Genomic DNA, 24653 nt, shown 5'->3' on the forward strand with positions numbered 1-24653 from the left:
CTATTCGGCCGCGACGCCCATGCGCATGCGTTCCATCTCGATCAGCGCGCGGCGGTATTCGACCGGCATGATCTTGCGGAATTTCGGCCGGAACGTCGCCCAGTCGTCGAGGATCTCGCGGCCGCGCACCGAACCCGTATAATGCACGTGGTTCGAGATCAGCTGGTAGAGCCGTTCCTCGTCATGGCTGGTCATGTCGCCGGAGACGTCGACGCGGCCCTTGTGGTCGAGGTCGCCGCCATGGTGCAGCAGCTTTTCCATCAGGTCGTCTTCTTCCGGAACCGGCTCCAGCTCGACCATGGCCATGTTGCAGCGCTCGGCGAAATCGCCCGCCTCGTCCAGCACGTAGGCGACGCCGCCCGACATGCCGGCGGCGAAGTTGCGGCCGGTCTTGCCGATGACGACGACGACGCCGCCCGTCATGTATTCGCAGCCATGATCGCCGACGCCTTCGACGACGGCCGCCACGCCCGAATTGCGCACCGCGAAGCGCTCGCCGGCGACCCCGGCGAAATAGGCCTCGCCCTCGGTCGCGCCATAGAGCACCGTATTGCCGACGATGATGGAGTCGGCCGCGACGATCCTGGCTTCTTGCGGCGGCCGGATGACGATGCGGCCGCCCGACAGGCCCTTGCCGACATAGTCGTTGCCGGCACCGACCAACTCGAAGGAAACGCCGCGTGCCAGGAAGGCGCCGAAGGACTGGCCGGCGGTTCCGGTGAGCTCGACCTGGATCGTGTCCTCGCGCAGCCCCTTGTGCTTGAAGCGCTTGGCCACCTCACCCGACAGCATGGCGCCCGTGGAACGGTCGACATTGCGGATGTCCACCTCGATCTTGACCGGTTGCTTGGCCTCCAATGCGGGCTTCGCCAGTTCGATCAGCTTGCGGTCGAGCACATCGTCGATCGGGTGCTTCTGCCGTTCCGTCCAATGCACTGCTTCATGCGGCGCATCCGGCTTGTAGAACATCTTCGAGAAGTCGAGCCCGCGCGCCTTCCAGTGCTGGATCACGTCGCGCTTTTCCAGAAGGTCGGCGTCGCCGATGATCTGGTCGATATGGGTAAAGCCCATTTCGGCGAGCAGCGCCCGCACCTCTTCCGCCACGTAGAAGAAGAAGTTGATGACGTGCTCGGGCGTGCCCTTGAAGCGCTTGCGCAGGACCGGGTCCTGCGTCGCCACACCGACCGGACAGGTGTTGAGATGGCACTTGCGCATCATGATGCAGCCGGCCGCGATCAGCGGCGCGGTCGAGAAGCCGAACTCGTCGGCGCCGAGCAGCGCGCCGATGATGACGTCGCGCCCGGTGCGCAGGCCGCCATCGACCTGCAGCGCCACTCTGCTGCGCAAGCCGTTCAACACCAGCGTCTGATGCGTCTCGGCAAGACCCATCTCCCACGGGCTGCCGGCATGCTTGAGCGAGGTCAGCGGCGAGGCGCCGGTGCCGCCGTCATAGCCCGAGATGGTGATGTGGTCGGCGCGCGCCTTGGCGACGCCCGCCGCAACCGTGCCGACACCGACTTCCGACACCAGCTTGACCGACACGTCGGCCGCCGGATTGACGTTCTTCAGGTCGTAGATCAGCTGCGCCAGATCCTCGATCGAATAGATGTCGTGGTGCGGCGGCGGCGAGATCAGGCCGACGCCCGGCGTCGAGTGCCTCACCTTGGCAATGGTCGCGTCGACCTTGTGGCCGGGCAATTGGCCGCCCTCGCCGGGCTTGGCGCCCTGCGCCACCTTGATCTGCATGACATCGGAATTGACGAGATACTCGGCCGTCACGCCGAACCGTCCCGAGGCGACCTGCTTGATCGCCGAGCGTTCCGGGTTCTTGCCGCCGCCAGGCAGCGGCAGATAGCGGTCGGCCTCTTCGCCGCCCTCGCCGGTATTCGACTTGCCGCCGATCTGGTTCATGGCGCGCGCCAGCGTGGTGTGCGCTTCCCTGGAGATCGAACCGAACGACATCGCCCCGGTCGAGAAGCGCTTGACGATCTCGGCTGCCGGCATGACGTCGTCGAGCGCGACCTTCTTGCGCCCGCTCTCATCCGCCAGCTTGATCTTGAACAGGCCGCGGATGGTCTGGGCGCGGGCCGTCTGGCTGTCGATCTGCGCCGAATACTCCTTGAACGTGTCCCACGAACCCTGGCGCACGGCGTGCTGCAAGGTGGCGACCGCGTCGGGCGACCACATATGCGCCTCGCCGCGCATGCGGAACAGATACTCGCCGCCGACCTCCAGGCTGTTGCGCAGCACCGGATCGCTGCCGAAACCGTCCGTGTGGCGGCTGACGGTTTCGCCTGCGACCTCATCAAGTCCGACGCCTTCGATCAGCGTCGCGGTGCCGGTGAAGTACTGCTGCACGAAATCGGTCTTCAGCCCGATGGCATCGAAGATCTGCGCGCCGCAATAGGACTGATAGGTCGAGATGCCCATCTTGGACATCACCTTGAGGATGCCCTTGCCGATCGACTTGATGTAGCGCGACACCACTTCATAGGCGTCGACCTCTTCCGGCAGCTCGCCGCGCTTGTGCATGTCGAGCAGCGTGTCGAAGGCCAGATAGGGATTGATCGCTTCCGCGCCATAGCCGGCAAGGCAGCAGAAATGATGCACCTCGCGCGGCTCGCCGGATTCCACGACCAGGCCGACCGCGGTGCGCAGGCCCTTGCGGATCAGATGGTGGTGCACGGCGGCCGTCGCCAGCAGTGCCGGAATGGCGATGCGGTCCGGCCCAAGCTGGCGGTCGGACAGGATGATGATGTTGTAGCCGCCGGCGACCGCTGCTTCGGCCCGCTCGCACAGACGTTCGACGGCGCCCTGCATGCCGGCAGCACCCTCGCTCGACCCATAGGTGATGTCGATCGTCTTGGTGTCGAAACGGTCCTCGGTATGGCCGATGGAGCGGATCTTTTCGAGATCGCCGTTGGTCAGGATCGGCTGGCGCACCTCGAGCCGCTTGCGGCGCGAATTGCCGACCAGGTCGAAGATGTTCGGCCGCGGTCCGATGAAGGACACCAGGCTCATCACCAGCTCCTCGCGGATCGGGTCGATCGGCGGGTTGGTGACCTGGGCGAAATTCTGCTTGAAATAGGTGTAGAGCAGCTTCGACTTGTCCGACATCGCCGAGATCGGCGTGTCGGTGCCCATCGAGCCCACTGCTTCCTGGCCCGTGGTCGCCATCGGCGACATCAACAGCTTGGTGTCTTCCTGGGTGTAGCCGAATGCCTGCTGGCGATCGAGCAGGCTGACGTCCTTGCGCAGCGCGCGCGGCTCCACCGGCTTCAAATCTTCCAGGATGAGCTGCGTGTTGGAGAGCCAGGTCTTGTAGGGGTGCCTGGTCGCGATCTCCGACTTGATCTCCTCGTCGGGGACGATGCGGCCCTTGGCCAGGTCGATCAGAAGCATGCGGCCGGGCTGCAGCCGCCACTTCTGCACGATCTTCTCCTCCGGCACTGGCAGCACGCCGGCTTCCGAAGCCATGATGACGCGGTCGTCATCGGTGACGATGTAGCGTGCCGGACGCAATCCGTTGCGGTCGAGTGTAGCGCCAATCTGGCGGCCATCGGTGAAGGCGACCGCCGCTGGCCCATCCCACGGCTCCATCAACGCCGCATGATACTCGTAGAAAGCTTTGCGGTCGGCATCCATGAGCTTGTTGCCGGCCCAGGCTTCCGGGATCAGCATCATCATGGCATGGCTCAGGCTGTAGCCGCCTTGGAACAGGAACTCGAGCGCATTGTCGAAGCACGCCGTATCCGACTGGCCATCGTAGGAGATCGGCCAAAGCTTCGAGATGTTGTTGCCGAACAGTTCGGAATCGACCGACGCCTGGCGCGCCGCCATCCAGTTGTTGTTGCCGCGCACCGTGTTGATCTCGCCATTGTGGGCGACCATGCGATAGGGATGCGCCAGCTTCCACGACGGGAAGGTGTTGGTCGAGAAGCGCTGGTGGACGAGGATCAGCGCCGTTTCGAAACGCGGGTCCTTGAGGTCCTTGTAGTAGGCGCCGACCTGATAGGCCAGGAACATGCCCTTGTAGACGATGGTGCGCGCCGACAGCGACACGCAATAGGCGCCGATGTCCTTGTTGTCGTTCTCGGCGTAGATGCGGCCCGAGATGACCTTGCGCAGCAGATAGAGCCTGGCCTCGTATTCCTCGTCATCGGTGATATCGGCCGTGCGGCCGACGAAGACCTGGCGGTGGAACGGCTCGGACGCGACGATGTCAGACGCCTTCGACAGCGACGAATTGTCGACCGGCACGTCACGGAATCCGAGCACCGGCAGCCCCTCGGACTGCGCCGATTCGGCGATGATCTCTTCGATATGGGCACGAAGGATGGCATCCTGCGGCATGAACCAGTGTCCGACGCCATACTGACCGACCGGTGGCAGTTCGATACCTTGGGCCGCCATCTCCTCACGGAAAAAAAGATCCGGAAGCTGTACCAGCACGCCGGCGCCATCGCCGACCAGCGGATCGGCGCCGACGGCGCCGCGATGCGTCAGGTTCTCGAGCACGGCAAGCCCGTCCTTGACGATCTGATGCGACTTCACCCCCTTCATGTTGACGATGAAGCCCACGCCGCAGGCGTCATGCTCGTTGCGCGGATCGTAGAGCCCCTGAGCGGTGAGGCCGCCGGTAGTCGCGCGATTTTTGATGGAGGTATTTTTGACGGCGGCCGCTTTCGTCTGCGCGGCCTGGCCGTTCGTCGCAGAGAGCGTCAATTCCGTCATCGTTCTATCCTCCGTTCCGCGCCACGTGGCATTGGCCTGCGGGCGCTGGTTTGCCTTGGCGAGCACTTGGGCTCGCCCTTCATTCTTGCGGCACGTCTTGCGAAATCGCCGAACCAGGCGGCGCGCCGCTGGTTCATATCCGGTATCGTACAGGCCAGAGCTGGTCCGTCCACCTGTCGCTCGCGGCAAAAGCCGGAGTGGCCTAAACGATACGCCAATCCAGCCAGTTTTGTGCGACAAAATAAGACAGCACTACTGTCCTAAATTTTTATGACAGAAATCCAGAACCCATACAAGACCGATTCACAAAAAACTTGGCCGCGTCGCGACACAAAATTTCGTGAGGCGGCTGCAAAACGTAAGCTTCGGTCTGTAAGGGCGCCGCCGGCCCGACACTGGCTTTACCCGTTTTCTGGTGGCTGGCTCTTGCGGGCGGACCATGAAACCGGTCAAGGTCCCGGCGATTTTCCCAACACAGGCAGACGCATGTTCTTCGCTTCCGACAATTGGGCAGGCGCCCACCCAAGCATTGCAGCCGGCCTCTCGGCCCATACCGCCGGCTTTTCGACCGCCTATGGCGACGGTGCGCTCGACCAGGCCGTCTACCGGCGCTTCAGCGAGATTTTCGAACGCGAGGTGGCCGTGTTCTTCGTGGCGACCGGCACCGCCGCCAATTCGCTGTCGCTGACGACCTATAACAAGCCAGGCGGCATTTCCTTCGCGCACCGCGAATCGCATGTCATCGAGGACGAGTGCGGCGCGCCGGAATATTTTTCCGGCGGTGCGCGGCTACACGCGGTCGACGGCGCCCTGGGCAAGATCGAACCGCACAATCTGGACAGGGCTATCGGCCGTTTCGCCGGCGAGGTGGTCCATTGGGGCCGGCCGATGGCCGTTTCGATCACCCAGTCGACCGAGGTCGGCACAATCTATGGCCTGGCCGAGATCGAAGCGATCTCGGCGATCGCCAAGCGCCATTCTGTGCCGCTGCACATGGACGGCGCCCGCTTTGCCAATGCGCTGGCCGCGCTCGACACCACGCCAGCCGAAATGACGTGGAAACGCGGCGTCGACATCCTGTCCTTCGGCGGCACCAAGAACGGCTGCTGGTGCGCCGAGGCGATCGTGCTGTTCGATCTCGACCGCGCCAAGGAACTGGCCTTTCTGCGCAAGCGAGCGGCACAGCTGTTTTCGAAGTCGCGTTTCGTCGCGGCGCAGTTCGAAGCCTATTTCAAAGACGGGCTGTGGCTCGACACCGCAAGGCATGCCAACGCCATGGCAGCGCGCCTCGCGGCGGCGATCGAGGATTCGGCCTCGGCCAAGCTGGCGTGGCTGCCGCAGGCCAACGAAGTCTTCGCTGTGATCAAGAAAACGCAAGCCGAGAAACTGCAAGCGGCCGGCGCGGCCTTCTACGACTGGCACAGGCCGCACGGCTTCGACGGTCATATCGGCGAGGACGAGCTGCTCTATCGCTTCGTCACCAGTTTTGCGACGACCTCGGAGGAAGTCGACCGCTTCGGCCAGTTGATCGCCGGCTAACCGGTGTCCCGGGCAACAAAAAAGCGGCGCCTTTCGGCGCCGCTTTCCGTCTCGGGAGGAGACTTTAGACTTTAGGCAGCGGTCTTGGCCTCGATCTGCTTGGCCTTGGCCGGAGCCGAGGTGATCGCGATCTTGCGCGGCTTCAGCTCTTCGGGAATGTTGCGCTTGAGGTCGACGAAGAGCAGGCCGTTCTTCAGCGCGGCGCCGACGACTTCAACGTGATCGGCAAGCTGGAAGCGGCGCTCGAAGGCCCTGGAGGCAATGCCGCGATAGAGCAGCTCGGAGCCTTCGCCGGTGCCCTCGTCCTTGCGCTCACCCTTTACGGTCAGCACGTTGCGGTGGGCTTCGATCGAGATCTCGTCATCCGAGAAGCCGGCAACCGCCATCGAGATGCGGTAGGAATCCTCACCGGTGCGCTCGATGTTGTAGGGCGGATAGGTCTGCGCGCCATCGGGCTGGGCGAGAGAATCAAGCATCGTGAAGAGACGGTCGAAGCCGACGGTCGAACGATAAAGCGGGGAAAAATCAACGTGACGCATGAGGTGTTCTCCTGTTGAGCAACATGGTTTGCGTATGGCCGGTGCGAAACCCGTGAGCGGCGTTTCGGGAGGACCAGCGGCCCCGACATTGGCGGCCGCAATCCACATCTGGGGAGCGCTTGAAAGCATTTCAAGTTTCGTTTGACCGGAAAAGAATGAGGCGGCCAGCCTTTGATGAACGGCAGATGAACCGGCGCTTCGGCGCCCGTTCAGACAGCCGCCGCTAAAGTGGCTCTCAAGATCAAGGATTGGCGGCGCCGGTTTTCCAGAGGCGCCGCAACGAGGCCGAACCGGGTGTTAACGTCCCTTCCTCCCGGATCGACAGGGGCCGGAAGCGCGCTCAAAGCCGCTTCCGGCCTTCCCCGTTGCGGTCCTCCACAAGCCGGATTTGCTTTGCTTTTGATGTATTGGCGTCTATCACCTTGAGGCCAGCCGCGACAGGCTGGCGCGCAAAGACGCCGAGCACAAAGCGCCGAATGACGGATCTTTTCCACGACACCCCGCTTTTTCACGAAGTTGAAGGCAATCCGCGACCGGAAAACGCCACAGGCGGCTTTTTCACCACGCGCGACGGCAAGAAGATACGTTACGGCCTGTTCGCAGCGGTGGCGCGTCCAATGCGCGGCACCGTGGTGCTGCTTGGCGGCCGCAACGAGTGCATCGAGAAATATTTCGAGACGATCCGCGACCTTGCCGCGCGCGGCTTCGGTGTCGCCACCCTCGACTGGCGCGGCCAGGGCGATTCCGACCGGTTGATCCGCGATCGTCAGCGCGGCTATGTCAGGTCGTTCCGCGACTATACGGCTGACCTTGAGCAGTTCTTCGAGGAGATCGTGCTGCCGGACTGCCGTGGCCCCTACTACATCCTTGCCCATTCCGCCGGAGCTGTGATCACGCTGCTTGCCGCGCCGTCGATGGTGAACCGCGTGCGGCGCATGGTGCTGATCGCGCCATTCCTGACATTGCCCGATCTGCCCGTCTCGATAGGGACGGTGCGCCGGGTCTGTTCGCTTTTCTGCGCCCTGGGGCTCGGCAGGCTCTATGCCGCCTGGGGTCCACGGCCGAGACACACCCTGCCCTTCGAAGCCAACAAGGTGACGTCGGATCCACAGCGCTATCGCCGCAACACGCGCATCTATGAAGAATATCCGCAACTGGCGCTTGGCGGGCCGACGATCCGCTGGCTGCAGGCGGCGGCGAAGGCCTCTGAAGCCATCAGCGACCCCGACTTCATGGCCCGCATCCAAGTGCCTCTGCTGATCATCGCCGCCGGCGCCGACCAGGTCGTCTCGACCAAGGCGGTGGAAAAATACGCCAGAAGCCTGAGGCTCGGTTCGCTGTTGATGATCGACGGCGCCAAGCACGAGATCCTGCAGGAAGTCGACCTCTACCGCGAACAATTCCTCGCCGCCTTCGACGCCTTCGTCCCCGGCTCGGACGATCCGACGGCCTGACCAGTGCCTTAGGTCTCTTCGAGATAGCCTAGCTGACACCCCGTTGTCAGGAGGAGCGCACAGGCCAGGTCCCCAGTAGGCAAACTGCTAAAGATTCTGACAGTCCGCGGCCGCTCCGGAATGCTCATCTGCATGCGTGGAATTGAACGCTATGGAGATGAGATCATGACCGAGAAAACCTGCGCCGCCTGCGATTGCCAACTGGACGCCAACCCGATCCGCGTGAAGGTCGGCGGCAAGACCGTCGAGGTCTGCTGCGAGGAATGCGCGCAGGCGCTGAACGAAGCCGGCGCCTCGGCGGCCGGCACGGACGAGGACTGAGCGATGCGCCCCGATCACACAATCATGCACCGCCTTGCCGGCCGGGCGCCGGCAGTCCGCGCCGCGACCACCATGCAGTCTTTGCGTGCCCACTGCATTGCGGCGGCAAGATGGTTCGGCCGCCAGATGGAGAAACGAAGGAGCCGCCTTGCCTTGCTCGAAATGAGCGACGAACAGCTCAAGGACATCGGTCTTTCGCGTGGCCAGGCCTATGCGGAATTCAGGCGCCGCTAAGCGCCTGTCGAAAGTCTCCTGACAGGACTGGGCAGTCCGTCTGCGTAAAGTGGTCTCCGCAATTCCGGACTCGTTTCCGGCGCGAGGAAAGAGCGCAACGGACATGTCGCAATTCACGGTGCAGCCGCTTCTCGACACCGGCACCGTCAGGGTCAGGGACGTCGTCTGCGGCGGCGAGTGCCGGCACAGGAGCGATGAGGAATGCACCGCGGCCACGCATCTGGTGTTTCCCTATCGCGGTGTCTTCGTGCGCCATGTCGGCCGCAACGACGCGGTGGCGGAAGCCAATCAACTGCTGTTCTTCAATGAAGCCGAGCCTTATCAGGTCAGCCATCCCATCGAGGGCGGCGACGCCTGCCTCGACCTCGTCATCGAGGACGGTCAATTGCGCGAGCTGGCGCCGAAGGATCAGCTTCGCTCCGGCGGCACGCTGGCGTTTCGTCGTCAGCGCCGGCGCATCGACCCGCGCGCGCAGGCGCTGGTGGCGCTGCTGCGCCACAGCCTGAGCCGCAAGGTCGCCGAAACGCTGGAGGCCGAGACGCTCGCCTTGACACTGGTGCGGCGCTCGCTTGGCGAGCGCACTTCGCATGTCGCGGGCGCCAGCCCGGGCCGGCAGAAGCTGGTCGACCGCGCCAAGCTCGTGCTGTCGTCGGACCTGTCACGGCGCTGGACGCTGGCCGGGATCGCCGTCGAGGTCGGCGTTTCGCCGGTCTACCTGACGCAGGTGTTCCAGCAGGTCGAAGCCATGCCGCTCTACCGCTATCATCTGCGCCTGCGGCTGGCGCGCGCGCTTGACCTGCTTGGCCGTTACGACAATCTGACCACGCTGGGCTTGGATCTCGGCTTCTCCAGCCACAGCCATTTCAGTGCCGCGTTCAAGCAGGTCTACGGGCGTACGCCAGCGGAATTCCAGCGTTCGATACGGTCGCGCTGACCGCAGGTGATGTCAGCCGCGCAGGGCAGCCATGGCGGCGGCATGAAGCTCCGGTGTCGCCGCCGCCAGCACATCGCCGCCATTCTCCGCCGGCCCGCCGTCGAAAGTGGTGACGACACCGCCCGCCTTCTCGATGATCGGGATGAGCGCGACGATGTCGTAAGGCTTCAGGCCGGGATCCGTGACGATGTCGACGCTGCCCGAGGCGATCATGGCGAAGGCATAGCAGTCGGCGCCGTAGCGGGCGAGTTGGACCTGTTCCTCGAACGCGTCATAGCGCGTGCGCGCTTCGTCCTTGAACAATGCCGGCGTGGTGGTGAACAGCGTCGCCTCATCGAGTTTTGTCGTCTTGCGGGTCGACAGTTTTCGCGGACCGCCCGGTCCCTCGTAATGCGAGCCGGATCCATTGGCGTAGAACAGTTCGCCGGTGAAGGGTTGCGCCATCATGCCGGCAACCGCATCGCCGTCGACCGTCAACCCGACCAGCGTCCCCCACACCGGCAGGCCGGAGATGAAGGCGCGCGTGCCGTCGATCGGATCGATAACCCAGACATGCCGGCTGGAGATGTTCTCGCTGCCGTGCTCTTCGCCCAGGATACCGTGGTCGGGGTACTCGGCCGATATCAGCGCCCGGATGGCGCGCTCGGCCTCGCGGTCGGCCTCGGTGACCGGATCGAAACTGCCCTTTTCCTTGTTGGCGACCGCGCCTTGGGCGCGAAAGCGCGGCAAGGTCTCAGCCGCTGCCGCTTGCGCGATACGGCGCATGAAATCGACGCTGATGTCCAACTGATTCTCCCGCGTTGCAGCATGCCCAGACAGTCGTTTGCCGTCACTTTCGTGCCAAAACAAGGGTGTTCGAGAATTTTCCGGCAGCGACACCTGTTGCTGAAATGTCACGTTTCTGTCAACGAAACGCAATTTCCACATCACTCTGAATTAAAAAAGCCTGAACGTCGCTTGACATTTGTGCGCTGCACAATACCCTCATTATCGGATAGGGTTTCCTGTCCATGCCCTCCTTGGGCGTTTCCTCCCTAGACTTCGACCGTATCGTGCAAACGATGCGGTCTTTTTTTCAGCCGCCGCTCCCGAAGCGTACCGCCCAAAACCACACGAGGGGTCTTCGGGCAGTCGCACGCATGGAACAAGGCGTGATCTTCACTCCGCGGCCAGCGGCAGGTCGATGAAATGGTGATCCGGCATCGCCATCAGGTCGGCCGAAAATCGCGTCAGATCGTCGGCCAGCGCGTCGAAGCCGGCGGCTTTCTCGAATGTCCGCTCATTCATGTAGAGCCCGCGATTGACCTCGATCTGCAGCGCATGCAGATGACGCGCCGGGCGGCCGTAATGTTCCGTGATGAAACCGCCGGCATAAGGCTTGTTGTGAGCAACGGTATAGCCCATCGCGGTCAATAGGCCGATCGCGGTTTCGGTCAGGGCCGCGGTGGCCGAGATGCCGAAACGGTCGCCGATGATGAAATCCGGCCGCAGCCCGTTGTCGCCGACACGGATGCTCGCCGGCATCGAATGGCAGTCGATCAGCACGGCAAAGCCGAAACGGGCGTGGGTCCGGGTCAAAAGCCGCTTCAGCGTTTCGTGATAAGGCTTGTAGACGGCTTCGATGCGGGCAACCGCCTCGGCGAGCGGCAAGCGGCCCGCATAGATGTCGAGCCCCTCGCCCACCAGCTTCGGCACGGTGCCGAGCCCGCCGGCCACGCGCGCGGAGCGGATGTTGCAGAAGGACGGCACCGGCTCGGCGAACATGCGCGGGTCGAGTTCCCATGGCTCGCGGTTGACATCGAGATAGGCACGCGGAAAATTTGCCGCCAACATCGGCGCGCCCAGCGCCACGGCGCCGCCGAACAGCTCGTCGACATAGCAATCCTCCGAGCGGCGGATGGCGTTGCGATCGAGCCTTGCCATGGCAAGGAAGCGTTCAGGATAGTAGCGGCCGCTATGCGGTGAATTGAAGAGGAAGGGGACGCGCTGCTCGGCGCCCGACCGGATTTCGAAGGGTGGAAAGACCGAAAAATCCTCGGCTGCCGTCTTCAATTTGAACGAACCCGAAAACACCAGTGCATCATGGCATGAAACTGCCACCTTGCTGGCCGCATGTCCAGCATTTCAGCCGTCGTGCCGCTTGGCAAATGTGGGGCAAGCGCGTCCGTGTTCACTTGATGTTTACTCTCACCTCCTCATATACAGGATGGTTAACGGGCCTGCCCCTCGGCAGTCTCGGCGGGTGATTCGGACGGGACAACATGGCACGCATTCTTCTGGCGGAAGACGACGACGATATGCGTCGGTTCCTCGTCAAGGCGCTGGAGCGCGCCGGTTATCAGGTCAGCGATTTCGACAACGGCGCCAGCGCCTATGAGCGGCTGCGCGAAGAACCGTTCTCGCTGCTTCTGACCGACATCGTCATGCCGGAGATGGACGGCATCGAATTGGCGCGCCGCGCCACCGAGATCGACCCCGACCTCAAGGTCATGTTCATCACCGGTTTCGCCGCTGTCGCGCTGAACCCGGATTCCAAGGCGCCGAAAGACGCCAAGGTGCTGTCCAAGCCCTTCCACCTGCGCGACCTCGTCAACGAGGTCGAGAAGATGCTGCACGCGGCCTGAGCCGCCTTCCGCAAGCCGCCGGGGTCAGTCCACAGCCGCGGCGAGACGACGTGTTTTTCCTCTTTTCCTGCTATTGACGCGCCTGACCAAAAATGGTGTATGCGCGGCTTCGGATGGGCGTGTAGCTCAGCGGGAGAGCACTGCATTGACATTGCAGGGGTCACAGGTTCAATCCCTGTCACGCCCACCATCCAGATCCAAACCAGCTGAGTCGAAGAGATAGGGCGTAAGGCCTGGCCGCCGCTGCGTGCCCTGATTCCCCCACTGCCCTATTCCCTCATCGAATCATTGCGGTGTCGGGTCAGGCTATTCCCAGGCCTGTCAGCGAGTTTTGCGAAGGGGCAAGCCACAACACTCGAGTTGGCGGCCGCGGCCAACCTGTGTGCCACTCAGACGCCCGCGACGGCGCAGAGGCTCTTCATCCTGGCAACCGCCATCTCCGGGTCGGCCAGCAATCCAGCCTGATCGGCAAGGCGGAAGACTTCGGCATAATGGCGGATGCCGCGCGCCGACTGCATGCCACCGACCATCGCGAAATGGTCCTGGTGGCCGTTCAGCCAAGCCATGAAGACAATGCCGGCCTTGTAATATTCGGTCGGCGCCTCGAAGATTTTTCGCGACAACGGCACGGTCGGCGCCATCAGCGCGTCGTAGCCTGTACGGTCGCCGGCGGCCAGCTTCGCCAGCGCCGCATTGGCAACCGGCGCGATCGCGTCGAAAATGCCGAGCAGCGCGTGCGAGTGGCGCTTGCCGTCTCCGGCGATCAGTTCGGGATAGTTGAAGTCGTCGCCGGTGAACATCACCACGCCGTCCGGCAGCCGGTTCCTAAGCGCCACCTCCTTGCCGGCGTCGAGCAGCGATATCTTGATGCCCTCGACCTTGCCGGCATGGCGCTCGATGATGGCGACCACCGTATCGAGTGCGGTCTCGAAATCATCGCTGCCCCAATAGCCTTTCAGGGCCGGGTCGAACATGTCGCCCAGCCAGTGCAGGATCACTTTGCCGGAGGCCTGGCCCAGTATGCGGTCGTAGACCAAGGCATAGTCGTCCGGGCCCTTGGCGACGGCGGCCAGCGCGCGGCTGGCCATCATGATCGCCTTGCCGCCTTGCCCTTCGATGAAAGCGAACTGCTCCTCATAGGCGGCGATCACATCATCCAGTGTCCTGGCCGACGCCGGCGCCAGATGGTCGGTTCCGGCGCCCGAGGCGAGGTCGGCGTCAGCGACGGTCCTCGCCTCCGCGATTGATCGGCGGATCAATTCCCTCGCGCTCCGCCAATCGAAACCCATGCCGCGCTGCGACGTGTCCATCGCCTCGGCGATGCGGAAGCCGAGCCGCCAAAGATGATGGCGAAACGCCATCGTCCTGTCCCAGTCGACAACCGGCCGCGACCATGGATCGGTCATTTCCAGGGGATCGGCGACGACATGCGCGGCGGCATAGGCGATGCGCGGGAACCGCGCGCCGATCACCGGCTGGACCGGCTGTCCGACAAGCACGTAACCGGTGCTGCGGCCGCCCGCGCCGGGCAAGGCAATGTCCATCGATCTCTCCGTTTTCGGCATTTACTAAATGGAACGTTCCAATAAATCAAGAACCTTTAAGATTCGAAAGCGGCCGCCGACCAATGCTGCGTTGCAACACAGGAAGCCTTGAATGGCATATCGTTGGACCACGTATGATCGCCTCGTTTGATTGAGAAAAAATCCCGATTGACTCATCCACGGAGCAGGGATTAGAACGTTCCAATAAATTCGATTGAGAAAACCGGGAGGAGACATCTGGATGGCCAGCCGCGCCAAGGCGACGATCTTCGACATCGCCCGCGAGGCAGGCGTGTCCAAATCGACGGTGTCGCTCGTGCTCCAGGGCAGCGGGCTGATCCGCCCCGAGACCGCGGTCAAGGTTCGCAAGGCGATCGAGGATGTCGGCTATGTCTACAATCGCGGCGCCGCCAATCTGCGCAAGGCCCATTCCAACGTCATCGGCATGGTCATCAACGATCTCACCAATCCGTTCTTCGCTGAACTGGCAGTGGGCATGGAGCGCGTCTTCCAGTCGGCCGGCATCGTGCCGTTCATCGCCAACACGGCGGAGAACCCGGTGCGCCAGGAAGAGGTGTTGAAATCGCTGATGGAGCAAGGCGTCGCCGGCCTCATCGTCTCGCCGGCGCGCGGCACCACGCCAGGTGCCTTCCGGCGGCTTGAGATGGCGGGCGTGCCGGTCGTCTTCGCCATGCGCCGCTTGCCGGAAAGCCGTATCCCGGTGATCACCCCCGACAATCATCGTGGCGCCTATCTCGCCACCGCTCATCTCGTCGGCAAGGGGCATCGCCGCCTGGCCTTCTTCGGCGGCTCGTCCGACCTCATCGTCTATCATGAGCGCTTGGGCGGCTTTCGCGAAGCCTGCGAAACGCTTGGCATCGACCCCCGCGACGCGCTCATCATCGAAGGCGAGACCAACCGCAAGGGCGGCATGGCCTGCCTGGAGACGTCGCTCGCAATGGCCGAGCCACCAACCGCGGCGCTCTGCTTCAACGATGCCGTCGCCTTTGGCGTCATGCTGGCGCTGCGCAAGCGCGGACTTGAGCCGGGCGCGGATTTCGCCGTCGTCGGCTTCGACGATGTGGTCGAGGCCGAACATTACATGCCGGCGCTAACCAGCGTAGCGGTGGACTCCGCCGGTCTCGGCGAACGCGCGGCCCACGTCATGATCAAGATGATCCAGTCGCGCACCACGCGCGCCGAGGACCATATCGGCGCCGTCAATCTCGTGGTCAGGGAAAGCTGCGGCCCAGATCGCCGCACGCGAAACAGGCCCGCGGCAACGGGAGCCGCGAGATGAGCGTCAAATGGGGGCTGATCGGCGCCAGCACGATCGCCCGGCAATTCATGATCGACGCCATTCGCGCGCAAGCCGATGGCGAGATCGCGGCTGTAATGAGCTCCAGCGCGGAACGCGCCGCGGCCTATGCAAGGGAAAATGGCATTCCGGCCGCCGTATCAAATCTCGATGCCTTGCTCGGATCCGACATCGACGCCGTCTACATCTCGACCACCAACGAACTGCACCTCGAACAGGCACTCGCCGCGATCCAGGCGGGAAAGCATGTGCTGTGCGAGAAGCCGCTGGCGCTGACCAGCGCCGACGCGCGTAGAATGGTCGCCGCGGCCAAGGCCGCGGGCATCGTGCTCGGCACCAATCACCATCTGCGCAATGCCGGCGCGCACCGCGTCATGCGCGAGGCGATTGCCGCCGGCCGCATCGGCCAGCCCATTGCCGCGCGGGTCTTCCATTCCGTCTATCTGCCGGAGAACCTGCAGGGTTGGCGCATCGCCAGGCCCGAGGCCGGCGGCGGCGTGGTGCTCGACATCACCGTGCACGATGCCGACACGCTGCGCTTCGTGCTCGGCGACGATCCGGTCGAGGTTTCCGCTTTCACGCAATCGGCCGGCATGGCCGGCAGCGGGCTGGAAGACGGCGCCATGTGCATCTGGCGCTTCAAATCGGGCCTCATCGCGCAATCGCATGAAGGCTTCACCACCAGATTTGCCAACACCGGTTTCGAGGTGCACGGCTCGCAGGGTTCGCTGATCGCCCGCAATGTCATGACGCAGAAACCGGTCGGCACGGTGACGCTGCGCACCGCGGGTGGCGAGGAAGAATTGAGCTTCGACCGCGAGAATCTCTACGTCAGGTCGGTGGGCCGGTTCCATGCCGCGATCCGTGGCGAGGATCAGCCCTCCGCCACTGGCGAGGACGGCATCTGGTCGCTCACAGCGGCCGAGGCGGCATTGCAGTCGGCCAATTCCGGCAGAGCCGTCAAGATCGACCCGAAACTCGGGAGCATGAATTGAGCAAGGTCGTTTCATCGGCGCAGGCAGCCAGCCTGATCAAGGACGGCATGGTCGTCTCGGTGTCCTCGTCAAGCGGTCTTGGCTGTCCGGACGCCGTGCTCGCCGCCATCAGCGAACGCTTCGACAGCGAGGGCCATCCGAAGGACATCACCACCCTGCATCCCATCGCCGCCGGCGACATGTATGGCATCAAGGGCATCGATCATCTGGCCAAGCCCGGCCTGTTGAAGCGCACGCTGTGCGGCTCCTATCCGTCCGGCCCCTCCTCCGCCGAACCGCCGCAGATCTGGAAGATGATTGGCGACAATTCCGTCGCCGCCTATAACGTGCCGTCCGGCATCCTGTTCGACATGCACCGCGAGGCCGCCGCCAAGCGGCCGGGCGTGCTAACCAAGGTCGGCCTCGACACTTTCGCCGACCCGCGCCACCAGGGCTGCGCGATGAACGCCGCCGCCGGCGAGCCGATCGTCTCGGTGCAGCAATTCGACGGCGAGGAATGGCTCTATTTCCGCGCCATCGTGCCGCAAGTCTCGATCATCCGCGCTACCACGGCGGACGAGCGCGGCAACCTGACCTACGAGCATGAGGGCGCCTATCTCGGTGGGCTGGAACAGGCGCTCGCCGCCCGCAACAATGGCGGCATCGTCATCGTGCAGGTCAAGCGCGTCGTCGAGAACGGCACGCTGAAGCCGCATGACGTGCGCGTGCCGGGCGTGCTGGTCGACCATATCGTCGTCGCGCCCGACCAGTTACAGACGACGCTGACGCCTTACGATCCGGCGATTTCGGGTGAGATCTTCCGGCCGCTGTCGAGCTTCCGCAACGCTGAGATGAACGTGCAGAAGGTGATTGCGCGCCGCGTCGCCATGGAATTGCGCGACGGCATGGCCGTCAACATCGGCTTCGGCATCTCCGCCAATGTGCCGCGTATCCTTCTGGAAGAAGGCCAGCACGGCAAGGTCACCTGGGTGATCGAACAGGGTGCCGTCGGCGGCGTGCCGCTGCTCGACTTCAAGTTCGGCTGCGCCTCCAATGCCGAGGCGATCATGCCCTCGCCGCACCAGTTCATCTATTTCCAGGCCGGCGGCTTCGACGCTTCGCTGCTCTCCTTCCTGCAGATCGACCGCCACGGCTCGGTCAACGTCTCGAAACTTTCGGCGCGGCCGCATGTCACCGCCGGCGCCGGCGGCTTCGTCGACATCACGTCACGGGCGAAGAAGATTGTTTTCTCTGGCTTCTTCAACGCCGGGGCAAAGCTCTCGCTGGCCGATGGCGGCATTCGCATCGATGCGGAAGGCAAGGTCAAGAAAGTCGTCAATGAGGTTGAGCATATCTCCTTCTCGGGCAAGCGTGCCGTCGCTCAAGGGCAGGACATCACCTATGTCACCGAGCGCTGCGTGATGAAGCTGACGCCCGATGGGCTGATGGTGACGGAACTGGCGCCCGGTATCGACCTCGAGCGCGATGTGCTGGCACAGGCCGAGATCCCGCTCAACGTGGCCAATGACCTCAAGGTGACGCCGGCCGCGCTCTACCAGGATCGGCCGATCGGCCTGTCACTCAATGGCGGCGCCTCGCTTGGAGGCGCGCATGGCTGAGCGCCTCGTCACCTTCGAGCGGGATGGCGCGATCGGCATCGTCACCTTGCGCCGGCCCGAAAAATTCAACGCGCTCGACATCCCGATGCTGCGCGCGCTGGAGGCGGCGCTCGATGAGGCGGAAAGCGCCGAAGATGTCCGCGCCGTCCTCATATGCGGCGAAGGCAAGGGATTTTGCGCAGGCGGCGATGTCGAGGCCTGGGGCGGCATGAGTGCCGCAGATTTCCAGGTGCAATGGGTGCGCTACGGCCACCGTGTCTTCGACCGGCTGGCACGGCTGCGGCAGCCGACCATCGCCGTTCTGTCCGGCCATGCTCTCGGCGGCGGGCTGGAACTGGCTGTCGCTTGCGATTTTCGCGTCGCCGAAACCCAGGTGAAGCTCGGCTTCCCCGAGACCTCGATCGGTGTCGTCCCCGGCTGGTCCGGCACGCAACGCGCGGTGCGCCGCTTCGGCGCCCAGACGGTGCGTCGCATGGCTGTCGGTGGCGAGATTTTTCTGGCGGCTGAAGCGCTCGTGCTTGCCATCGTCGACCGCGTCGTCGAAACCGGCAAGGCGTTAGACGAAGCCAAGGCCTGGGCTGGGAAAATCGCCGAACGCGGGCCGCTGGCGACCGAAGCCGCCAAGCTGATGATCGCCGTTGCCGAAGGCGAGGAAAGCGCTGCCGCGACCGAAGCCCTGGCCAGCGGTTTCATAGCGCTCACCGGCGATCTCAAGGCCGGCGTCGGCTCCTTCAAGACCAAGCAGAAGCCCGTGTTTTCGCGTTCCTAGGACAGAGTGGAAATCACATGAATGCACCTCTGAAGATTTCCATGCCCGCCGAGGCTTCCGCCGCGCCCAAGGCGTACAAGCTGCTGATCGACGGCAAGCATGTCGATGCCCGCGACGGCCGTATGCTGGAACGCAAGAGCCCCGGCCACGGCTTCACCGTTTCACACTATGCTCAGGCAGGGGCTGCCGAAGTGGAAGCCGCGATGCAGGCCGCGCACAGGGCGTTCGAGACCGGTCCTTGGCCGCGCATGAAGGCGGCCGAGCGCGCCGCGATCCTGCTCAAGGCGGCCGACCTGATCGAGGCCCGGCTGGAAGACATCGCCCGCCTCGATGCGCTGGAATCCGGCAAGCCGATTACCCAGGCGCGCGGCGAGATCGGCGGCGCCGTCGACATCTGGCGCTATGCCGCCTCGCTTGCCCGCACGCTGCATGGCGAGAGCTACGCCAATCTCGGCGACGCCATGCTGGGCGTCGTGCTGCGCGAGCCGATCGGTGTCGTCTCGATCATCACGCCGTGGAATTTCCCGTTCCTCATCGTCAGCCAGAAACTGCCTTTCGCGCTGGCCGCCGGCTGTACGGCCGTGGTCAAGCCGAGCGAGATGACGTCGGCCTCGACCTTCGTTCTCGGCGACATCCTTCACGAAGCCGGCGTTCCCGCCGGCGTCGTCAACATCCTCGCCGGTCTTGGCGCCGATGTCGGCGCGCCGATGGTCAGCCATCCCCTGGTCGAGATGGTGTCGTTCACCGGTTCCACCCGCGTCGGCAAGATGACCATGGCGACGGCCGCGAATTCCCTGAAGAAGGTTTCGATGGAACTCGGCGGCAAGAACGGCCAGATCGTCTTCCCCGATGCCGATCTCGAGGCGGCCGCCGATGCAGCGGTGTTCGGCGGCTTCTTCAATGCCGGCGAATGCTGCAATGCCGGCAGCCGGTTGATCGTGCACGAGGCGATCGCCGATGATTTCCTGGCCGCCGTGAGGGCGTTGACCGCAAAGGTAACCGTGGGCGATCCACTCGATATCAGGACCAAGATCGGTGCGATGATTTCCTCCGACCATCTGGCCAAGGTCACCGATTACATCGCGGCCGCCGCGAGTGACGGGGTCCGCATCTACAGCGGCGGCGGGCAACTCCCTTCCAATGCCGGCCAATATCTCGATCCGACGATCTTACGCAACGTCACCGAAAACATGGCCGTCGCCCGCGAGGAAGTGTTCGGGCCGGTGCTCTCGGTACTGACTTTTGAAACGATTGAAAAGGCGTTGCACATCGCCAACAACACGCCCTATGGTCTGTCGGCGGGTGTGTGGAGCGCCAGCATCGACACCTGCATGTCGGTGGCGCGGGGCGTGCGTTCGGGGACGGTCTGGGTGAACACGTTCATGGAAGGTTATCCAGAACTGCCGTTCGGCGGCCACAAGCAGTCGGGCCTGGGTCGCGAACTCGGCAAGCGCGCCGTCGAGGACTATACCGAGGAAAAGACAATCCAGTTTCATCGCGGCCAGCGCACCGGTTGGTGGGTCGGCTGAGTTGGGAGACCCCGGCGGCATCCGCCGGTCATGTGAGTTGCAACAAGGGAGGAAGTACATGTTGCGCAAACTGCTTATCGGAACGGCTCTCGCTTCGGGCCTGGCTTTCGCGGCCCATGCCGAGGACGTCAAGGAAGTGCAGATGCTGCATTGGTGGACGTCGGGCGGCGAAGCGGCTGCCCTCAACGTGCTCAAGCAGGATCTGGCCAAGGAAGGCTATGCCTGGAAGGACGTGCCGGTGGCCGGCGGCGGCGGCGATGCCGCCATGACCGCGCTGAAGGCGATGGTCGCGGCCGGCAACTATCCGACCGCCTCGCAGATGCTCGGCTATACCGTGCTCGACTATGCCGCGGCCGGCGTGATGGGCGACCTCACCGAGACGGCGAAGAAGGAAGGCTGGGACAAATCGGTTCCGGCCGCCCTGCAGAAATTCTCCGTCTATGACGGCAAGTGGGTTGCCGCTCCGGTCAACGTCCACTCGGTCAACTGGCTGTGGATCAACAAGGCGGTGATGGACAAGATCGGCGGCGCCGAGCCGAAGACCTTCGATGATTTCATCGCCCTGCTCGACAAGGCCAAGGCGGCCGGCGTCACGCCGCTCGCGCTTGGCGGCCAGAACTGGCAGGAAGCCACCATGTTCGATTCCGTCGTGCTGTCGACCGGCGGGCCGGAGTTCTACAAGAAGGCGATGAACGACCTCGACGACGCCTCGCTCAAGTCCGACACGATGAAGAAGTCGTTCGACAATCTCGCCAAGCTCGTCACCTATGTCGACCCGAACTTCTCGGGCCGCGACTGGAACCTCGCCACCGCCATGGTCATCAAGGGCGATGCGCTGGTGCAGGTCATGGGCGACTGGGCCAAGGGCGAGTTCCACGCCGCCAACAAGACCCCGGGCACCGACTTCCTCTGCTACCGCTTCCCGGGCACAGACGGCTCGGTGATCTACAACTCCGACATGTTCGGCATGTTCAACGTCCCCGACGACCGCAAGGCGGCCCAGGTCGCTCTGGCCACAGCCACGTTGTCGAAGAGCTTCCAGTCGGCCTTCAACGTCGTCAAGGGTTCGGTTCCGGCCCGCACCGACGTGCCTGACACCGACTTCGACGCTTGCGGCAAGAAGGGTATCGCCGACCTGAAGAAGGCCAATGAAGGCGGCACGCTGTTCGGCTCGCTGGCCCAGGGCTATGGCGCCCCTCCGGCTGTCGCCAATGCCTACAAGGACGTCGTCTCCAAATTCGTCCACGGTCAGATCAAGACCTCGGACGAGGCCGTGACCGAACTGGTCAAGGCAATCGACGACGCCAAGTAAGCACTAGGCACCCAAACACCTTCCCCGCTCCGGCGGGGGAGGTTCCCGGTCCGTGAGGCCGGTCGGCCGAACGCCGACGGGAGGAACCCCATGAGCACAGTTGCGACAACCCAGATCAAGCTGACGCCGGAGCATGCCCGCCCGCGGGCCTCGGTGCGCTCGCGGCTACAGGACGCCTTGCCCAAGATCGTGCTGGCGCCGAGCTTCGCCATCACCGTCGTCTTCGTCTACGGCTTCATCCTGTGGACGATCTACCTGTCCTTCACCAACTCCAAGACCTTTCCGTCCTACGCCATAACCGGCGCGCGCGCCTACCAGCGGCTGTGGAACTGGACCTTCGACACCGATCCGCCGTCGAGCTGGTACACATCGATCACCAATATGGGCATTTTCGGCTTTCTCTACATCTTGATCTGTCTGGCGCTCGGCCTGTTCCTGGCCATCCTGCTCGACCAGAAGATCCGCGGCGAAGGCGTCTTGCGTCCCATCTACCTCTACCCGATGGCGCTCTCATTCATCGTCACCGGCGTCGCCTGGAAATGGTTCCTCGACCCTGGCCTCGGCCTCGAGCAGACGCTGCACCAATGGGGCTGGACGAGCTTCCATTTCGACTGGATCAAGAACAAGGATTTCGTCATCTACACCGTGGTCATCGCCGGCGTCTGGCAGGCCTCCGGCTTCATCATGGCGATGTTCCTGGCCGGCCTGCGCGGCATTGACGGCGAGATCATGAAGGCGGCGCAGATCGACGGCGCCACCACCTTCCAGCTCTATCGCCGCATCGTCATTCCGCTGCTGCGGCCGATCTTCCTGTCGGCCTTCATCGTGCTCGCGCACCTTGCCATCAAATCCTACGATCTGGTCGTGGCGCTGACCAGCGGCGGTCCCGGCGGCTCGGCATGGCTGCCATCCAATTTCATGTATGAATACACCTTCAAGCGCAACGAAATGGCGGTCGGTTCGGCAAGCGCCGTGATCATGCTGATGACCATCGTCGCCATCATCGTGCCCTATCTCTATTCGGAATTGAGGGAGAAGCCGCGATGAGCGCCGTGACCACTCCCGCCCGCCAGGCCAGCGGCGGCATGAACGTCAGGATCGTCAACCGCATCGTCATCTACGGGCTTCTGGCGCTGTTCGCGCTGTTCTACCTGATGCCGCTGTTCGTCATGCTGGTAACCTCGTTCAAGACCATGGACGAGATCCAGAACGGCAACATGCTTTCGCTGCCCAAGGCGCCGACCTTCGATCCCTGGCTGAAGGCCTGGGGCGAGACCTGCGTCGGCCTCACCTGCGCCGGCATCAAGGGCTATTTCTGGAACTCCATCAAGATGGTGGTTCCCGCCGTGCTGATCTCGACCATGCTCGGTGCGCTCAATGGCTACGTGCTGACCAAATGGCGTTTTCGCGGGGCGACGCTGGTGTTCGGGCTGATGCTGTTTGCCTGCTTCATTCCGTTCCAGTCCGTTCTGTTGCCGATGGCGACGATCCTGGGCAGCGTCGGCCGCTTCGGCGTGACGCTGCAAAACTCGATCGGCACCAGCTTCGGCCTCGGCAATTCGACGGTCAATCTGGTCTTCGTCCACGTCGTCTACGGCATCGGCTTCACCACGCTGTTCTTCCGGAACTATTACGAGGCGTTCCCGACCGAACTGGTCAAGGCCGCCCAGGTCGACGGCGCTTCGTTCTTCCAGATCTTCCGGCGCATCATGCTGCCGAACTCGATGCCGATCTTCGTCGTCACCGTCATCTACCAATTCACCAACATCTGGAACGACTTCCTGTTCGCCTCCGCCTATGCCGGCACCGGCGATGCGATGCCGATGACGGTGGCGCTCAACAACGTCGTCAACACCTCGACCGGCGTCGTCGAATACAACGTCAACATGGCGGCGGCGATGATCGCCGCACTCCCCACCCTTCTCGTCTATGTGCTCGCCGGCCGCTATTTCGTGCGTGGCCTGATGGCGGGCGCGGTCAAAGGATAACCCAATGGCTTTTCTGGAAATTGATGGTCTGAGGAAGCGTTTCGGCCAGGTCGAGATCCTGAAAGGGATTAACCTCGAGCTGGAAAAAGGCGGCTTCCTGGTGCTGGTCGGTCCTTCCGGCTGTGGCAAGTCAACCTTACTCAACACCATTGCCGGACTGGAGACGATCACCTCTGGCGATATCCGCGTCGACGGCCGCACCATCACCGATCTTCATCCGTCCAAGCGCGATATCGCCATGGTGTTCCAGAGCTATGCGCTCTACCCCAACATGACGGTCGCCGGGAACATCTCCTTCGGCATGGAAATGCGCGGCGTGCCGGCCGACGAGCGGCAGAAGGCGATCGACAAGGTGGCCAAGATCCTGCAGATCGGCCATCTGCTGCAGCGCAAGCCGAGCCAGCTCTCCGGCGGCCAGCGCCAGCGCGTCGCCATGGGCCGGGCGCTGGTGCGGGACCCCAAGCTGTTCCTGTTCGACGAGCCGCTGTCCAACCTCGACGCCAAGCTGCGCGTCGACATGCGCATTGAGATCAAGCGCCTGCATGCCACCACGGGTACAACGATCGTCTATGTCACCCACGACCAGATCGAGGCGATGACGCTGGCGACCAAGATCGCCGTCATGCGTGACGGCGAGGTGCAGCAATTCGGCACGCCGGCCGAAATCTACAACAACCCCAGCAATGTCTTCGTCGCCGACTTCATGGGGTCGCCGGCAATGAATCTGATCCCGGCCACCATCGGCGGCAATGGCGGCGATCTGGCCGTCGTGCTCGATCGCGAGGCACGCCAGCCGATCACCTTGCCGATGGCCAACGCGCCGGCCGGATTGTCGGCATTCAAGGGCAAGCCGATCATCTTCGGCGTCCGCCCGGAGGCGCTTACCGATCCCGAAGGCGCGGAACGCAACGCCTCGCAAATCGCCACCGCCGATTGCCATATTGAGGTGGTGGAACCGGCCGGTTCCGACACTTTCGCCGTCACCAATCTCGGCGGCAAGGGCGTGGTGGCACGGCTGCGCGCCGATGCCAACATCCAGCCGGGCACCAGCACGCCACTGGCCTTCAACCTGACCAAGGCGGTGTTCTTCGACCCGGCGACCGAGAACCGTATTCGCTGATGCGTCTCGCCCAAAAGTGGATCCGGTTTTGGGGCAACGACATGCATCAAAACAAAGGACCTGAAGCGCGTCGCATGTGTCAATTCAATCGCGGCGCGCTT

Annotated in this window: 20 protein-coding genes and 1 tRNA gene; 16 read left to right on the forward strand and 5 right to left on the reverse strand. The window is 63.5% G+C overall.

Annotated elements, in window-relative coordinates:
- Nucleotides 1-4734: a glutamate synthase large subunit gene (gene gltB / locus EN851_RS12165; RefSeq protein WP_135929308.1), complete on the reverse strand. Its 4734-nt coding sequence runs from the start codon at nt 4732-4734 to the stop codon at nt 1-3.
- 486 nt (nt 4735-5220) lie between these two features.
- On the opposite strand from gltB, the gene EN851_RS12170 reads away from it, so the two are divergent.
- Nucleotides 5221-6273 (forward strand): low specificity L-threonine aldolase, encoded by a 1053-nt coding sequence (locus tag EN851_RS12170; protein ID WP_135929309.1) that lies wholly within the window; start codon nt 5221-5223, stop codon nt 6271-6273.
- 71 nt (nt 6274-6344) lie between these two features.
- Here the strand turns inward: EN851_RS12170 and EN851_RS12175 are convergent, their stop codons facing one another.
- Entirely contained in the window at nt 6345-6812 is a 468-nt protein-coding gene (locus EN851_RS12175) for an Hsp20 family protein (protein ID WP_027142918.1), read from the reverse strand.
- Between the two features lie 476 nt (nt 6813-7288).
- Here EN851_RS12175 and EN851_RS12180 point away from each other — a divergent pair, with 476 nt between their 5' ends.
- The 4 genes from EN851_RS12180 to EN851_RS12190 all read left to right on the forward strand — a co-directional run bounded on the left by EN851_RS12180 (nt 7289) and on the right by EN851_RS12190 (nt 9755).
- Nucleotides 7289-8266, forward strand: coding sequence for an alpha/beta hydrolase (locus EN851_RS12180; RefSeq protein WP_135929310.1), 978 nt, complete (start codon nt 7289-7291; stop codon nt 8264-8266).
- A gap of 165 nt (nt 8267-8431) precedes the next feature.
- Nucleotides 8432-8587: a hypothetical protein gene (locus tag EN851_RS36280; protein WP_189521838.1), complete on the forward strand. Its 156-nt coding sequence runs from the start codon at nt 8432-8434 to the stop codon at nt 8585-8587.
- A gap of 3 nt (nt 8588-8590) precedes the next feature.
- The gene (locus EN851_RS12185; RefSeq protein ID WP_135929311.1) at nt 8591-8821 is read left to right on the forward strand and encodes a DUF1127 domain-containing protein; all 231 of its coding nucleotides are present in this window, start codon (nt 8591-8593) and stop codon (nt 8819-8821) included.
- Nucleotides 8822-8924: 103 nt separating this feature from the next.
- The gene (locus EN851_RS12190; RefSeq protein ID WP_135881331.1) at nt 8925-9755 is read left to right on the forward strand and encodes an AraC family transcriptional regulator; all 831 of its coding nucleotides are present in this window, start codon (nt 8925-8927) and stop codon (nt 9753-9755) included.
- Between the two features lie 12 nt (nt 9756-9767).
- Here the strand turns inward: EN851_RS12190 and hisN are convergent, their stop codons facing one another.
- A complete protein-coding gene (gene hisN / locus EN851_RS12195) occupies nt 9768-10541 on the reverse strand; it encodes a histidinol-phosphatase (RefSeq protein ID WP_135929312.1) in 774 nt (257 codons plus the stop codon).
- Between the two features lie 372 nt (nt 10542-10913).
- The gene (locus EN851_RS12200) at nt 10914-11855 is read right to left on the reverse strand and encodes an N-formylglutamate amidohydrolase (RefSeq protein WP_127869910.1); all 942 of its coding nucleotides are present in this window, start codon (nt 11853-11855) and stop codon (nt 10914-10916) included.
- A gap of 161 nt (nt 11856-12016) precedes the next feature.
- Between EN851_RS12200 and EN851_RS12205 the strand changes: the two genes are divergently transcribed.
- Nucleotides 12017-12379 (forward strand): response regulator, encoded by a 363-nt coding sequence (locus EN851_RS12205; RefSeq protein WP_010911372.1) that lies wholly within the window; start codon nt 12017-12019, stop codon nt 12377-12379.
- Nucleotides 12380-12494: 115 nt separating this feature from the next.
- Nucleotides 12495-12569: transfer RNA gene (locus EN851_RS12210), tRNA-Val, on the forward strand.
- A 199-nt stretch (nt 12570-12768) separates the two neighbouring features.
- On the opposite strand, the gene EN851_RS12215 is transcribed toward EN851_RS12210, so the two are convergent.
- Nucleotides 12769-13923 (reverse strand): dihydrodipicolinate synthase family protein, encoded by a 1155-nt coding sequence (locus tag EN851_RS12215; protein WP_135929313.1) that lies wholly within the window; start codon nt 13921-13923, stop codon nt 12769-12771.
- A 241-nt stretch (nt 13924-14164) separates the two neighbouring features.
- Here EN851_RS12215 and EN851_RS12220 point away from each other — a divergent pair, with 241 nt between their 5' ends.
- From EN851_RS12220 to EN851_RS12260, 9 genes are all read left to right on the forward strand, one after another.
- On the forward strand, nt 14165-15223 hold the full coding sequence (locus EN851_RS12220; protein WP_127869911.1) for a LacI family DNA-binding transcriptional regulator: 1059 nt from the start codon (nt 14165-14167) through the stop codon (nt 15221-15223).
- Entirely contained in the window at nt 15220-16236 is a 1017-nt protein-coding gene (locus tag EN851_RS12225; protein ID WP_135929314.1) for a Gfo/Idh/MocA family oxidoreductase, read from the forward strand. Before EN851_RS12220 ends, EN851_RS12225 begins: the two co-directional genes overlap by 4 nt.
- Nucleotides 16233-17834 carry an acyl CoA:acetate/3-ketoacid CoA transferase gene (locus EN851_RS12230; protein WP_135929315.1) on the forward strand — a complete coding sequence of 534 codons (1602 nt, stop codon included), beginning with the start codon at nt 16233-16235 and terminating at the stop codon, nt 17832-17834. The genes EN851_RS12225 and EN851_RS12230 overlap by 4 nt, the downstream gene beginning before the upstream one ends.
- Nucleotides 17827-18603 carry an enoyl-CoA hydratase/isomerase family protein gene (locus tag EN851_RS12235; protein WP_127279785.1) on the forward strand — a complete coding sequence of 259 codons (777 nt, stop codon included), beginning with the start codon at nt 17827-17829 and terminating at the stop codon, nt 18601-18603. Before EN851_RS12230 ends, EN851_RS12235 begins: the two co-directional genes overlap by 8 nt.
- Before the next feature lie 17 nt (nt 18604-18620).
- Nucleotides 18621-20132, forward strand: coding sequence for an aldehyde dehydrogenase family protein (locus EN851_RS12240; protein ID WP_135929316.1), 1512 nt, complete (start codon nt 18621-18623; stop codon nt 20130-20132).
- Nucleotides 20133-20190: 58 nt separating this feature from the next.
- Nucleotides 20191-21444 (forward strand): ABC transporter substrate-binding protein, encoded by a 1254-nt coding sequence (locus tag EN851_RS12245; RefSeq protein WP_127869913.1) that lies wholly within the window; start codon nt 20191-20193, stop codon nt 21442-21444.
- Between the two features lie 90 nt (nt 21445-21534).
- Nucleotides 21535-22491, forward strand: coding sequence for a sugar ABC transporter permease (locus EN851_RS12250; protein ID WP_135881339.1), 957 nt, complete (start codon nt 21535-21537; stop codon nt 22489-22491).
- A complete protein-coding gene (locus EN851_RS12255; RefSeq protein ID WP_135929317.1) occupies nt 22488-23432 on the forward strand; it encodes a carbohydrate ABC transporter permease in 945 nt (314 codons plus the stop codon). Before EN851_RS12250 ends, EN851_RS12255 begins: the two co-directional genes overlap by 4 nt.
- Before the next feature lie 4 nt (nt 23433-23436).
- Nucleotides 23437-24552, forward strand: coding sequence for an ABC transporter ATP-binding protein (locus EN851_RS12260; protein ID WP_135929318.1), 1116 nt, complete (start codon nt 23437-23439; stop codon nt 24550-24552).
- The last annotated feature ends 101 nt before the right edge of the window (nt 24553-24653 follow it).

Origin of the sequence: Mesorhizobium sp. M8A.F.Ca.ET.208.01.1.1, assembly GCF_004791315.1 — a bacterium.
Lineage (GTDB): Bacteria > Pseudomonadota > Alphaproteobacteria > Rhizobiales > Rhizobiaceae > Mesorhizobium.

Coding starts and splice junctions, on each gene's coding strand:
- gltB (WP_135929308.1), bottom strand. CDS start 4,734: ATGACGGAATTGACGCTCTCTGCGACGAACGGCCAGGCCGCGCAGACG.
- EN851_RS12170 (WP_135929309.1), top strand. CDS start 5,221: ATGTTCTTCGCTTCCGACAATTGGGCAGGCGCCCACCCAAGCATTGCA.
- EN851_RS12175 (WP_027142918.1), bottom strand. CDS start 6,812: ATGCGTCACGTTGATTTTTCCCCGCTTTATCGTTCGACCGTCGGCTTC.
- EN851_RS12180 (WP_135929310.1), top strand. CDS start 7,289: ATGACGGATCTTTTCCACGACACCCCGCTTTTTCACGAAGTTGAAGGC.
- EN851_RS36280 (WP_189521838.1), top strand. CDS start 8,432: ATGACCGAGAAAACCTGCGCCGCCTGCGATTGCCAACTGGACGCCAAC.
- EN851_RS12185 (WP_135929311.1), top strand. CDS start 8,591: ATGCGCCCCGATCACACAATCATGCACCGCCTTGCCGGCCGGGCGCCG.
- EN851_RS12190 (WP_135881331.1), top strand. CDS start 8,925: ATGTCGCAATTCACGGTGCAGCCGCTTCTCGACACCGGCACCGTCAGG.
- EN851_RS12205 (WP_010911372.1), top strand. CDS start 12,017: ATGGCACGCATTCTTCTGGCGGAAGACGACGACGATATGCGTCGGTTC.
- EN851_RS12215 (WP_135929313.1), bottom strand. CDS start 13,923: ATGGACATTGCCTTGCCCGGCGCGGGCGGCCGCAGCACCGGTTACGTG.
- EN851_RS12220 (WP_127869911.1), top strand. CDS start 14,165: ATGGCCAGCCGCGCCAAGGCGACGATCTTCGACATCGCCCGCGAGGCA.
- EN851_RS12225 (WP_135929314.1), top strand. CDS start 15,220: ATGAGCGTCAAATGGGGGCTGATCGGCGCCAGCACGATCGCCCGGCAA.
- EN851_RS12235 (WP_127279785.1), top strand. CDS start 17,827: ATGGCTGAGCGCCTCGTCACCTTCGAGCGGGATGGCGCGATCGGCATC.
- EN851_RS12240 (WP_135929316.1), top strand. CDS start 18,621: ATGAATGCACCTCTGAAGATTTCCATGCCCGCCGAGGCTTCCGCCGCG.
- EN851_RS12245 (WP_127869913.1), top strand. CDS start 20,191: ATGTTGCGCAAACTGCTTATCGGAACGGCTCTCGCTTCGGGCCTGGCT.
- EN851_RS12250 (WP_135881339.1), top strand. CDS start 21,535: ATGAGCACAGTTGCGACAACCCAGATCAAGCTGACGCCGGAGCATGCC.
- EN851_RS12255 (WP_135929317.1), top strand. CDS start 22,488: ATGAGCGCCGTGACCACTCCCGCCCGCCAGGCCAGCGGCGGCATGAAC.
- EN851_RS12260 (WP_135929318.1), top strand. CDS start 23,437: ATGGCTTTTCTGGAAATTGATGGTCTGAGGAAGCGTTTCGGCCAGGTC.